The sequence below is a fragment of the Blautia sp. CGZ-1-C1 genome (assembly GCF_056504575.1).
This window is the reverse complement of record NZ_JBWLUT010000073.1, coordinates 52,769-67,151: the sequence shown is the minus strand read 5'-3', so window position 1 is coordinate 67,151 and position 14,383 is coordinate 52,769. Positions and strand designations below refer to the sequence as shown.

6 protein-coding genes and 1 pseudogene are annotated in these 14,383 nt (G+C 43.0%); all 7 read left to right on the top strand.

Features of this window, described 5'->3' with window-relative positions; translation table 11 throughout:
- A partial coding sequence (locus AC058W_RS05500) for a VirB4-like conjugal transfer ATPase, CD1110 family (protein WP_479389807.1) occupies positions 1-1,215 on the top strand: 1,215 nt, incomplete at its 5' end.
- Between the two features lie 130 nt (positions 1,216-1,345).
- Entirely contained in the window at positions 1,346-2,017 is a 672-nt protein-coding gene (locus tag AC058W_RS05495) for a hypothetical protein (RefSeq protein WP_479389806.1), read from the top strand.
- Positions 2,018-2,092: 75 nt separating this feature from the next.
- Positions 2,093-4,165, top strand: a complete 2,073-nt coding sequence (locus AC058W_RS05490) for a CD1108 family mobile element protein (RefSeq protein ID WP_479389805.1) — start codon at positions 2,093-2,095, stop codon at positions 4,163-4,165.
- Positions 4,166-4,206: 41 nt separating this feature from the next.
- Positions 4,207-4,509, top strand: coding sequence for a DUF4315 family protein (locus tag AC058W_RS05485; protein WP_195937296.1), 303 nt, complete (start codon positions 4,207-4,209; stop codon positions 4,507-4,509).
- The gene (locus tag AC058W_RS05480; RefSeq protein ID WP_479389804.1) at positions 4,463-5,893 is read left to right on the top strand and encodes a CD1107 family mobile element protein; all 1,431 of its coding nucleotides are present in this window, start codon (positions 4,463-4,465) and stop codon (positions 5,891-5,893) included. Before AC058W_RS05485 ends, AC058W_RS05480 begins: the two co-directional genes overlap by 47 nt.
- A pseudogene (locus tag AC058W_RS05475) lies at positions 5,894-7,967 on the top strand (DNA topoisomerase 3). It begins immediately after the preceding gene.
- 68 nt (positions 7,968-8,035) lie between these two features.
- Positions 8,036-14,323 (top strand): SpaA isopeptide-forming pilin-related protein, encoded by a 6,288-nt coding sequence (locus AC058W_RS05470; RefSeq protein ID WP_479389803.1) that lies wholly within the window; start codon positions 8,036-8,038, stop codon positions 14,321-14,323.
- Positions 14,324-14,383 lie beyond the last annotated feature (60 nt).

The following is a 14,383-nucleotide window of genomic DNA, read 5'->3' as shown; positions in this document are numbered from 1 at the left end:
TCCTGTATTCCGCTTGGAGTCAATCGAATTGAAATTCAGAGAGGGCTTACCACATCTTCAACAGCGATCTTCGTGCCATTTACGACACAGGAACTGTTTCAGGAAGGGGAAGCTCTTTATTATGGATTGAATGCATTATCCAACAACATGATCATGGTTGATCGGAAACGTCTGAAGAACCCAAATGGACTGATTCTTGGTACACCAGGTTCCGGTAAGTCCTTCTCAGCAAAGAGGGAAATTACAAACTGCTTTTTGATTACGGAGGACGATATCATTGTCTGTGATCCAGAAGCCGAATATTCGGCACTTGTGCAGGCGCTGCATGGGCAGGTGGTAAGAGTTTCGCCGGTATCTGACCAGTATATCAATCCAATGGATCTGAACCTGAATTATTCTGAGGAAGATAATCCGCTGTCATTGAAAGCAGATTTTATCCTGTCTTTGTGTGAGCTGATTGTTGGAGGAAAGAATGGATTGGAACCGGTAGAAAAAACGATTATTGACCGTTGTGTGCGGTTAGTATATCAGGAATACCTTGCCGATCCAATACCGGAGAAGATGCCAATCCTGGAGGACTTATACAACCTTCTGAGAAAACAGGAAGAGCCGGAAGCACAGCGGCTGGCTACTTCATTAGAGATCTATGTTACAGGCTCTTTGAATGTATTTAACCATCAGACAAACGTGGATATCAATAACCGCATTGTCTGCTTTGACATCAAAGAACTTGGAAAACAGCTGAAAAAGATTGGGATGCTCGTAATCCAGGATCAGGTCTGGAACAGGGTAACGATGAACCGTTCTGCCCATAAGTCCACCAGATACTATGTGGATGAGTTCCATCTTCTTTTGAAGGAAGAGCAGACTGCAGCCTACAGCGTGGAGATTTGGAAGCGATTCCGTAAATGGGGTGGTATCCCAACGGGCATCACCCAGAATATTAAGGATTTATTGTCTTCCAGGGAGATAGAGAATATATTTGAAAATTCAGATTTTATTTATATGCTGAACCAGGCTTCCGGAGACAGGCAGATTCTTGCAAAACAGCTGAATATCTCACCAACCCAGCTGTCCTATGTAACCAACAGTAATGAGGGGGAAGGACTTCTGTTCTATGGAAATGTCATTATCCCGTTCGTAGACAGATTCCCGAAGAATTCCCTCTATAAAATCATGACAACCCGCTTAGAGGAAACTTCCGAAGCAGGTTAAATCAAAGGAGAAGACAATGTTACGAGCAATTTCATATGTATTAACTTTTAGTGGCGGTGCTGTATTTGGCATCGCTTTTCTCTGTTTATTACAGGCAGGGAAAGGGTATCCGAAAAAGGAGGAGTAAGTAGTGGCAGAACAGAGAATGAAAGTCAGGGATAAGAAAGTCCAGAAGATGACCAAAGATGGTCTGGTGGAAGAAAACCTGACGGATAAATCTTCTGTTCGTGTCAGTAACCGTGTCAGTGATGTGCAGATGGGAATAAAACAGGGGGAAAAAGCAGAAAACCTTGTGGATAAGTCTCCCCGCCAGTCTGAACGGAGTGGGAAAAATATCCGTCCCTCTGTGCAAAAATCCAGGGATGCACCGGAACTGATGCGAACGGAGAACCAAAGTGAGGATTTTGGACAAAATAGAAAGCAACAAAACCGGAAAAGAATCCGTGCTGTGAACAGAAAAGAATCAAGATTTGCGGAAAAATCCGAAGCCAGCCAGTCAGGGAGACTGAAAGAAAAACGTGCGGATCTTTCAGAAAACAGAGGAGACAGCCGGAGTAAGAAGAATGGTGGAAGTAAGAAACCAAAGCAGAAACAGCGTCTGAAATTTGCTTATGAAGAGACTGGTGCTTCTGTGAAAAATGACAAAGATATGGAGAAATTGAACCAGATGGATACGGATGGAGTCAATTTCCGTCATCAGAAACAGAAGGAAAAAGCCAAAAAGTTTTCTTATGAGGAACCAAGAAAGAAAAAGGAAGACAAAGCAGCATTCCAAGAAGGCACAGGTTTATCAGGCAAATGAAGGAGAGGGTTCTGGAAAGAGAGAAATCCCGCCTGAAGTTTGGCGAAGGGGAATCTGTGAAAACAGAAAAAGCTTTTGTTGTTAAGCAAAGCAGGAAGTGCAACTTCCGCAGCATTGCACCGTGAGATCAGTAAAAATGAAGACGATAATGCGGCAGTAGAAGGTGCCCATAAGTTGGAAGAAGGCTGCGAAGGTATTTACCGGCTGGAACAGAGAAGTGCCAGACAAAGGAAACAGAGGGCTTCCAGAAAGAGAAGCAGACTGGAGAGACAGGCAGAGAAACAGACACAGGCGGCAGCCCGTCAGGAGCAGAAGAAGCTAAAAAAACAGATTCAGAAGCAACAGATCAAACGGGATTATGCCAAAGCAAAACGAAGTGAACAGACAGTAGGAACAGCTACAAAAGGTACGATTGATTATATCAAGAAGATTGGCGGCAAAGTCACCAACTTCTTTAAAGAAAACCGGAAGGTGTATATCAGTGTGGCAGTTCTGATCGGATTGATGTTTCTGATTATAACGAATGTCACGTCATGCTCTGCAGTATTTTTACAAAATGTGATCACTTACACGGGAACCAGTTATCTGTCATCGGATCAGGCAATCCGGGAAGCGGAACTGTATTATACACAGTTGGAAGCTAATCTGCAGGAGCGGATTAACAACATGGAGTCTGAAGAACCGGGACATGAGGAATACCGATATAACATCGGGCCTATTGAGCATGATCCGTTTATCCTGATCAGTTATCTGTCAGCAAAGTATGAGGAGTTTACTTTTGAACAGGTCAAGCCTGAACTGGATGCATTGTTTGCAGAGCAATATCATCTGACTACTGAAGCAGTCAATGAGACTGTGACAGAGACAGCAACAGTAAGAGTTGGAGAATCGTTGGGACAGGTTGTAACAAGCGGATATTGTAACTGTCCAATCTGTTGTGGCATTTGGAGCGGAGGCCCGACTGCCAGTGGAGTATACCCAACTGCTAATCATACCTTAGCGGTAGATGCTTCCAATCCGTTTGTTCCAATGGGAACAAAGGTGGTCATGAATGGTGTCGAATATACGGTAGAAGATACCGGAGCTTTCGCAAGATACGGTGTACAGTTTGACGTTTACTATGATAATCATGCGGCGGCATCCGCACATGGGCATAAGACCTGGGAATGTTATCTGGCAGATGATAATGGAAGCCAGGAAGTGGAAGTGACCAGGACAAGAGATGTAGATGTGCTGAATGTCACCTTAAACAGTGGAAATCTGATGTTGATCTGTCAGGACAGGCTGGGATTTTTCCAGAAAGAACTGTTCAGTGCCTACAACGATACAAAAGGCAACTTGCAGATGTTTGCAACACCGGTTGATTTTAACTGGTATTCCAGTGTGACTAGCTATTATGGATACAGGATTCATCCAATATCAGGAGCAAATCAGCTTCATAATGGTATGGATATCGGAGCACCGGAAGGGACAAAAGTAATGGCAGGGCTGACCGGAACGGTTACAACTTCTGCTTATAACGATAGCTATGGCAATTATGTTGTGATTAAGGACAGTAAAGGCTATGAACTGCGGTATGCACATTTAAGCAGCCGGAGTGTATCTGCAGGTGCATCCGTCACGAAAGGTGATGAGATTGGTCTTGTAGGAAATACTGGAAATTCTACAGGAAGCCATCTTCATATTGAACTTCTGAAAAATGGAGAGCGCTTAAACCCGATCTTTTATCTGGAAACTGGAGAAGGGACAGGCTTTGGCGGCAATGAATACACCAGTGAAGCGGCACAGCGTTTGTTGAACGAAGCAGCGAGATATCTGGGAACACCGTATGTGTGGGGTGGATATTCTCCAAGTGGATTTGATTGTTCTGGATTTGTAAGTTACTGCCTGACAAACTCTGGTGTAAGGAATACAGGAAGATTGACTGCACAGGGACTGTACAACATTTGTACACCAGTATCCCAGTCGGAGGCACAGCCGGGAGATTTGATTTTCTTTACTGGAACTTACGACGCAGGGGAGCCGGTAACGCATATCGGAATCTATGTAGGCAATGGTCAGATGATCCATTGTGGACATCCGGTGCAGTATACGTCCATCAATTCCCCATACTGGCAGAGCCATTTCTATGGATTTGGACGATGGTAAGAAAAAGGGCGGCTGCATCAGCCGTCCGGAAAGGAGAAGCGATGAAAAGTCTTGAAAAAGCAACGGCGGATTATGAGAAAGCCAAAGATAGAATGGAAGCTTCCAAAGCCAGATATGAAGCAGACTTAAAGCGGTTCAAGGCTGCGGAGATAGCAAAAACAGAAGCGGAAAATCTGGAAATTGTAAAAATTATCCGTGCAATGGATATGAGCATTCCAGAGCTGGAAGCTTTCAAAAAGAGAATGAAAAATGAACTGCCCGGCAGGGTAGAAATACAGAAGGAGGAAACAAAAGCCGATGATGAATCTGGAAAAAATGAAACAGAAGAAGAGAACAATTACTAAAAGCAGGGTAAAAAAGAGCTTGCTTGCAGCAACGACATTTCTTTGCCTGACAACACCTTTGCTCCAGACACAGACTGCTTATGCAGCTGAGAATACCACACCTGCAATTACGATCGAGAAACCGGATGGCTGGAAACAGGGAGAAACAACCATTGCTGTTACGGTAGATGCCAGCCATATGCCGGAAGGTTTCTCAATAGCAAAAATTGAAGCAAAAGCAGGAAAAGATGGGAGCTGGCAGGATGTAACCGGAAGCGGAAGTATCACGATCACTGGAAACCAGACAGTGTATGTGCGTGTGACAGATGGTGAGGGGAAGGTCTATGAGCAGAATCGCTCTATTAAGTGTTATGACACAGAAAAGCCTACGCTTTCTGCATCTCTGACAGATGGTGTACTGACGATTCAGGGAAATGATACCGTTTCCGGCATTACTTCTGTGACAGTTAATGGCACCACTTATACAGATCTGAAGGATGGAATGCTGAGAGTGCAACTGACACAGAAAGATTTTACAACAAAACAGATTGAAATCACGGTAACGGATGGTGCCGGAAATACTTCTGAAAAGTATGTGTTGCAGAATCCTTATTATGAATGGGCAAAGAAGCAGGCAGAGAAACAGAAAACTTCAAGTGACAGCAATGGTGCGATGGCAACCACGACCAGTGCAGATGCAACTGGGACTGAGAAAACAACGACTTCACCACTTCCGCAGGATGCACAGGCTTCTGAGCCAACAGATGCAAAAGGAACTGTGGATGATCGGACAGTGACAGATATTGAGGAACAGCTTAATAAAGAAGGCGAGACAGCAGATTCTGTTACCAAAACAGCTACGGAAGGCACAAAAGAGTTTTATACCATTTCAACTAAGAGTGGTAAGATTTTCTATCTGATCATCGACAATTCAAAATCTCAGGATAATGTGTATTTTCTTACCGAAGTTAGTGAAAAAGATCTGATGAACTTTACACTTTCTGATTCGGTGACACTTCCGGAAGTAGATACGGTTTATGCAGAACCAGAGAAAAAAGCAGAGGAAGAAAAGCCGGAAACGACAGAGTCAGCCGAGAAAGATAAGGTAGAGGATGATATTCAGATGCCTGAAGATAAAAGTCCATTTGGAACGTATCTTTTGATTGCACTGGTTGCAGTCGGAGCTGCGGCAGGAGGATATTACTTCAAAGTCTATAAACCAAAGCATGAATATGATGACGAGGATGAGATGGAAGAGGATGAAGATGAATCCGAAGATTCAGAGTCTGAAAAGCGGGAAGTAGACGATGCAGATGAGCAGGAAGAAAGTACAGAACCGGAAATCCTGAGAGATGAAGATTTTGACGATAATGTGCTGGAAGATGAAGAAGAGGAGCAGGAGTAAATGAAATTAGTGATTGCAGAAAAGCCATCGGTTGCGATGGCACTGGCTTCCGTGCTTGGAGCCAGAACAAGAAAAGATGGCTACGTGGAGGGAAACGGTTATATCGTTTCCTGGTGCGTAGGACATCTGGTTGGATTATGTGATGCATCGGAATACGATGAAAAATATAAAAAATGGAGATATGAAGATCTGCCGATTGTGCCGGTATGTTGGAAACACAAGATTTTGGAGGGCACAAAGAAGCAGTTCGGAATCTTGAAAAAACTGATGAGAGATTCAAAAGTAGATGAAGTGATCTGTGCTACTGATGCAGGACGTGAAGGAGAGTTAATCTTTCGTTTGGTGTATGAGCAGGCAGAATGTCAAAAACCGATGAAGCGGCTCTGGATTCTCATCTATGGAAGAACAGGCAATTAAAGATGGATTTGCGTCATTAAAAGACGGTTCGTGTTATGACAGTCTCTATCAGTCAGCACTTTGCAGGGCAAAGGCAGACTGGTTGGTGGGAATCAATGCGAGCCGTCTTTTTTCCGTTCTGTATAACCAAAATCTGAAAGTTGGAAGAGTGCAGACACCAACACTTGCTATGATCGTTGATCGAAATCAGAAGATCAAGGAATTTACCAAAGAGAAATATTATATGGCTCATATCAAGTTTGACGATATGGATGCGGTTACAGAGCATTTTCAGAAAAAAGAAGATGCAGATAGAGTGGCTGCGGACTGTATGGAGCGTATGTGCGAAGTGGAGAAGGATGATGTGAAAGAGAAAACAGTCCGCCCTCCGAAGCTTTATGATCTGACCACTCTGCAGAGGGAAGCAAACAGAATGTTTGGTTATACCGCACAGCAGACATTGGATGCCGTGCAGGAGATGTATGAGCAGAAGCTTGTTACTTATCCGAGAACAGACAGCCGGTATCTGACAGATGAGATGGGAGAAAGCACAGAAACTCTGATTCAGATGTTACTTGGGAAAATGCCCTATGCCGAAGGGCTGGAATATCAGCCGGACGTGAGTAAGGTATTAAATTCAAAGAAAGTATCTGATCACCATGCAATTATCCCGACCGTGGAAGTAGCAAAGGCAGATATAGGTAAACTGAAAGAACGAAACTGCAAGATTTTGTATCTGATCAGTGCCAGGGTACTGACAGCAACCGCAGATCCTTATATTTATGAAAGCCATAAATGCCAGATTACCTGTAATTATCATACGTTTTATCTCTCAGCAAAGAAAACAAAGCAGGAAGGATTCAAGTCGATCGAAAATAAATTGAAACAGTTCTTTGGCGTAAAGAGTGAAAAAGAAGAGCCGGAGCTGGATATCTGGGATGGCAAGCATTACGGTCCTTGTGATTCTTTTGTATCGGAGCATTTTACACAGCCACCGAAACAGTACACAGAAGATACCCTGCTTTCTGCGATGGAACGTGCAGGGAATGAAGAACTGACCGAAGATACAGAAAAGAAAGGACTTGGCACACCGGCAACAAGGGCAGCAATCATTGAAAAACTGATTCAGTCTGGATTTGTGAAAAGGGAAAAGAAAAATCTGGTGCCGACAGATGATGGCAATGTACTGATTACGGTTCTGCCGGATGAGATTAAATCTCCGAAGATGACAGCAGAGTGGGAAATGGCATTGAATCACATTGCCCAGAATACAGGGACAGCAGATGAATTCCTAAATGGGATTACAGAGCTGATGCAGGAACTGGTTGCCAGATATCAGGGGATTTCAGAAGAAAAGAAAGAGCAGTTTCAGGGAAAAGCAAAAGGAGAAGTCATTGGTAAATGTCCCCGTTGTGGAGCTGATGTCAGGGAAGGAAAAGTAAACTTTTACTGTTCTGACCGGAACTGTGCTTTTGCCTTATGGAAGAATGATAAATTCCTTGCAAGCCAGGGGAAAAAGATGGATAAGGCGGCAGCAAAGAAGTTCCTGTCTAAAGGAAAAATCCATTATAAGGATCTGGTATCCAGAAAAACAGGGAGACAGTATGAAGCAACAGTGGAGATGGTTGATCCCGGCGAGGGAAATGTGCAGTTCAATCTGAGTTTCCCGCAACGATAAGCAGTGTATTGCAGGCAGTCTAAGGACTGTCTGTTTTAATACAAATATATGAAAGAGAGGACCTTAGCATGAAGAAAAAAGGTAATTTTAGAAAAGTAGTATCTGGCTTGCTGGCAGGCATGACAATGCTTAGTACAGTGTTATCTCCGATGACTGCATATGCAGCGGAGATCCAGCCAGAGGAAAAACCTCCACTTTATGAGGAAGTGAAAGACCTTCTGGATGAAGATGAGGTGGTGACTGCCAAAGATTATGAAATTGAAACAGGCAGTGTATTTGATGTGAAATCAGATTACACGGGACTGGAAATCAAGGATGATAACAAGGTCAAAGTCACATTTGAGGAAGCAAAGAACGAAAAGAATGAGGATTTTACGACAGATCATGCGGACACTTACAAAGCGGTCTATTATGTGGAACCGGTAAATCAGGAGCATCCGAAGTACCAGATCAGCCGAAAACTGATTGTGCGTGATAAAGAAACAGAAGTACAGACAGAGGCGGCAGGGAGTGAAGCAGTGACTGAGTCCGAAACAGCTGGCAGTGAACAGCAGACAGAAGAAACGGAGGAGTCAGAATCAGACTCGGAGATTACCGATATTGACGCTGATGAATTTGATGATTTGGTAGAGCAGGCACAGAATCAGGATACCTATGATGAAGAATCAGGGTTAGAGCTTCATGATGTTTTGGAACAGGCAGGAGACGAAGGTGTAGATCTTGATGCTATGGAAGAGGGAGAGATTGCAACCTTTGAAGCAGTTTCAGCTTATTCAGCAAGAAGTACACAGCAGGTAACAATTGAAAAAGGACCACTGTATAGATATGCAGATTATAATCTTGGAACCTATCTGACAGAGCCGTACTATATCAGCTACGGAAGCGTTAGAGCAACTGCGTATTGTGTACAGCCAGCAAAACCTGGACCAGGATCTGGAAATTATACAATCACAAAGATTGGAGACAATCAGGCGTTAGCAAAAGTGTGTTATTACGGTACAGACGCCGCAGGAAGCGAAAGTTTTTTCGCTAATAAACACACGGATTTTTCAGAAGGAAAAAGATTCATCATTATTCACATGGCTGCATCCTATGCCAACGGAAGTAGTGATGCATTTTACGGAACCAATGCTACAGGAGAGGCTTTGGCAAAAGAACTCTATAATTATTGTGTGAATAAGCCGGAAATACCAGATGTAGCGATGTCATTTTCAAAGCCGGATGTAAAAGCTTATGTAGATGGAAATGTTCAGAGAACGGAGAACATTCAGTTCAACGCATCTTCCCAGCAGAAAATCACAATGGACTTACCAAAAGGAGTAAAGCTCCATAATGTATCTACTGGAAATGTAAGTGCGGCAGGTGCAAGCGTAACAATTGGAGGAGGAACCACGTTTTATCTTTCAGCGCCTCTGACACAGACAAAAGATGTAAATGCTACTTTTTCTGCAAAAATGAAGGGAAGTATTACAAAAGATTACTCAGCATATAAACTGACTACGAATGCAAGTGTTCAGGATCTGGCATTTGTATTTGGAGAAGGTGTTGCTGATGAAAAATATGTAAGCCTAAAGGTATCCTGGATTGAACAGGCTACGATCGAAATCGTAAAGAAAGACGATACAGCAGATGTCAATCTTGCAGGTGCAGTATTCGGTGTATACAGCGATGAGGCTTGTACAAAGCTGATCACTCAGATGCCGGCAACAGATAAGAATGGAAAATCTTCTGTTACGATCATCAAGACACAGGATACTGTTTATCTGAAAGAGATCACAGCACCACAGGGATATGTAGTAAATGCAACGGCAACAAATGTAAAACTGGTAGCAAGTAAGACCTCAGCTGTAACCGTGGAAAATAAGGAACAGCTGGCAGAGCTTACCATTTACAAAGAAGGACAGGTTCTTACCGGGGCAGATGTCAGTGAAAATGGAACTGTATTTCAGTATGAAAACCGCAGACAGAAAAATGCAGTATATAACGTGTATGCCGGGGCAGATATCGTAACAGCTTATGGCACAAAAATGTACAGCAAAGGTGACCTTGTAAAAGAAAACCTGACAACAGGTGAGAATGGTTCTGTCACACTGAAAAACCTGCATCTTGGAACCTACGTGGTAAAAGAAACAAAAGCACCGGACTCTTTCTATAACGGTAGCGAAGAAAAGTCAGTGACTCTAACTTATGCTGGTCAGAACAAAGAAGTTGTATTTGCAGATGTGACTTTTAACAACGAGAGACAGAAAGCAGATGTTTCCGTAGTAAAACAGGATAAAGACACCAAGAAACCACTGAAAGGCGGTATTTTTGCTCTGTATGCATCCGATGATATCAGAAATGCAGACGGAACCGTTGTTGTGAAAAAAGGAACACTGATTGAGAAAGCAACTACTGGAGCAGATGGAACTGCAAAATTTACAGCAGATCTTCCGATTGGATATTCCTATTCTGTAAAAGAAGATCAGGCGCCGGAAGGCTATGTAAGAAATACAGAAGATGTGTATACGTTCAAGTTTTCTTACACCAATGATAAAGAAGCAACCGTATCATTTGCCCATACCTTCAGCAATGACCGTGTGACAGCAAAGATCAATTTATTCAAAGTTGATAAAGAAACAGGAAAAGCAGTACCACAGGGAGATGCCACACTGAAAGGTGCAGTTTATGGTTTGTATGCCCGTGAAGATATCGTGCATCCGGATGGAGCAACTGGAAATATTTATAAAGCAGGAGAACAGGTGGCTTCTCTTACAACAGATGACAAAGGACAGTCTTCTGTAAATGGCTTATATCTTGGCAAATATTATGTCAAAGAGATTACTCCGCCGATTGGATACCTGGCAGATACAGAAGAGCATGATCTTATGTGCAGTTATGAAGGAGATATGACAGCAGAAGTAAAAAGAGAGTGCACTTCCAGTGAGCAGGTCATCAAGCAGCCATTCCAGATCATCAAAGCAGCCAACAATGGAAAGACCGATGCAGATCTGTTATCCGGAGCTGGATTTACAGTTTATCTGAAATCTTCCCTTACAAAGAAAGCAGATGGAAGCTATGATTTTGATTCTGCCAAACCAGTAGTGAGTGGCGAAAATGGAGCTACTGAGATTTTCACAGATGAAAAAGGGTATGCCTGCAGTATTCCATTACCATTTGGAAGCTATATCGTGCGTGAGACAACAACACCGCACAACTACAAGCCGGTCGATGATTTTGAAGTGAATATCACAGAGCATCATCCAAATGAGCCACAGATCTGGCGAGTGCTTCTGGATGAAGAGTTTAAGGCAAAACTGAAAATCGTGAAAAAAGACGATGAAACAAAGAAATCCGTATTGATTGCAGGAACAGAATTTAAGGTATATGACCTGGACAACAAAAAGTATGTGGAACAGGTAACAACTTACCCAGTGACAACCACTCACAAGTCCTATTTTACGGACAGCCAGGGATATCTGATCATGCCGAAGAATCTGAAGATCGGACATTACCGGATTGAGGAAGTCAACGCACCGGAAGGGTACACAATTAACAAGAACTATGTAGAGATTGCGGTGGATGCAAACACAGCATATCAGATGGATTCTGAGAGCGGAGATGCCATTATTACGGTAGATTACGAGAACCATCCGGTAAAAGGAAAGCTGACGATTTATAAAAAAGGTGAGATGCTGACCGGATTAAAAAAGGATTTTGTTTATGAAGAAAGATACCTGAAAGGTGCATCATTTAATGTCTATGCAGCCGAAAATATCTTTACGCCGGATTATCAGAAAGATGAAAACGGAAACAGACAGCTGATCTATGCAAAAGATGCACTGGTAACAACGGTAACGACCGGAGAAGACGGAAAAGCAGTTGCAGAGAATCTGCCGCTTGGTTCTTACTATGTGGTAGAAAAGACTGCACCGGAAGGATTCGTTCTGAACCATGACAGATCTGATGTCACATTTGTCTATGCCAATCAGGATACACCTGTGATTGAACAGGAAGTGACTGTTGGTGATGACCGACAGAAAGTTGCAATCCAGATAGAAAAACAGGATGCAGAAAATGGTGCAACCGTAGCAGGAGCTGTCTTTGGTATCTATAACAAAGAAGATATCAAGGCAGATGGAAAAGTAATCGTGAAAGCAGACACACTCTTACAGGAAATGACTTCTGATAACGGTGGTCTTGCAGCATGTACGCTGGATCTGCCACTTGGACAGTATTATGTAAAAGAGTTAAAAGCACCGGCGGGATTTGTATCCTCTGATGAAGTTCTGAATCTGGATGCTTCTTATCAGGGACAGGATGTGAAGACAGTAAAACTGAAAACAGTGAAAAAGAACCAGCCGACAACAGTAGAAATCACGAAATCTGATGTAACATCAGGTGTGGAGCTGGATGGGGCAAAACTCACCGTTCTTGATAAAGAAGGAAATGTTGTGGATCAGTGGACTTCTGTAAAAGATCAGCCACATGTGATCAAACGACTGACAGTTGGTGAGGAATACACCCTTCGTGAGGAAATGGCACCTTATGGTTATCTGAAAGCAACGGATGTGAAGTTCACGCTGGAAGATACCGCAGAGATTCAGAAAGTAGAGATGAAAGATGAAGTACCGACAGGACTTCTGATCATCAACAAAAATGGAGAGTTTTTGGATAAAGTGACACTTCTGGACAATGTAAAAGGTACTGTGGAGCATCTCTTTGAATATGTAACTGGAAGTCTTACAGATGTAACTTTCGATGTATTTGCTGCGGAAGATATCAAAGCGGCAGATGGTGTCAGTGAAGATTATTTCAAAGCAGATGAAAAAGTAGGAACCATTACTACGGATTCTAATGGTATTGCACAGATGGAAGATCTACCGGCTGGCAAGTACTATGTGAAGGAAGTAAAAACTGCCCATGGTTATGTGCTGGACAAAGAGCCGAGATATGTTGACCTTTCCTACCGTGATCAGGACACACCAGTCATCACTTATGATGAGAAATGGCAGAATGCCCGTCAGAAAGTAAAGGTTACGGTTCTGAAGAAAGAAAAAGATACAGAACGTGTTCTTGCAGATGGTGTCTTTGGTCTTTATACCAGTGAAGATATCAAAAATGCAAAGGGCGAGGTACTCCTTGAGAAAGACAGTCTGATCGAGCAGCGGGTAACGGATGAAAAAGGACAGATTACTTTTACGGCAGATCTTCCGGTAGACGGAAAATACTATGTGAAAGAAATCTTTGCGCCGGACGGATTTGTTACAACAGAAGAAGTACAGGAATTTACCTTTGAATATGCCGGAGAAGACCAGGCAGAAGTAAGCTACGACTTTACTTTTGAAAATCAGCCAACCACAGTGGAGCTGTCCAAAACAGACCTGACAACAGGTAAAGAACTTCCAGGTGCACACCTGAAAGTAACGGATTCAGATGGCAATACAGTAGATGAATGGACTTCTACGGAAGAATCCCATGTGATCAAAGAACTGGTTGTTGGTAAGAAATACACCATGACAGAGACAAAACCGGCAGATGGATATGTCACTGCAGAAAGTATTACTTTCACAGTAGAGAATACAGCAGAGGTTCAGAAGCATGAGATGAAAGATGATGTGACAAAAGTAGAGATCAGTAAGACGGATATCACAGGAGAAACTGAGATTCCAGGTGCGAAACTGACGATTCTCGATGAGGATGATCAGGTAGTAGAGAGCTGGACTTCCACAGAGGAAGCACACTATATCGAAAAACTTCCAATCGGTAAATATACCCTACGTGAAGAGCAGGCACCGAAAGGATATCTTCTGACATCGGATGTTAGTTTTGAAGTAAAGGATACTGGAGAGATCCAGAAAGTAGCTATGAAAGATGACACTGCCAAGGGAAAAGTGATTCTCAATAAGACAGATAAATCATCAGGAGAACCGCTGAAAGGGGTAGAATTTGAACTCCGTGACAGCAAAGGAAAGGTACTGGAAACCTTAAAGACAGACGCTGCCGGTCATGCAGAAAGTAAGCTGTATGAGATTGCCACATTTAAGAACGGCAAATATGATACAGCAATCAAGTATTATCTGGTGGAAACAAAAACACTGGACGGATACACACTGGATCAGACCAAGCATGAAGTGACATTTGCCTATGCAGATGACAGTACACCGGTTGTAGAAGTTACCTTTAATCTGACAAATGAGAAACCGGAAGTTCCAGAAACACCGAACACACCGGATATACCACAGTCCCATGAAGAGACAAAGGTATCAAACGCACCGAAAACAGGTGACAGCACGAATATCTGGCTGCCAATCTTGCTTCTTGTAATCTCCACAGGAGGTATGGCAGGACTTTATATCAGCAGGAAAAGGAAATAAGGAAACTAAAACCAACGGTTATGATTGGGAGCTTCTATGTGAGGCTCCCTTTTTCATACA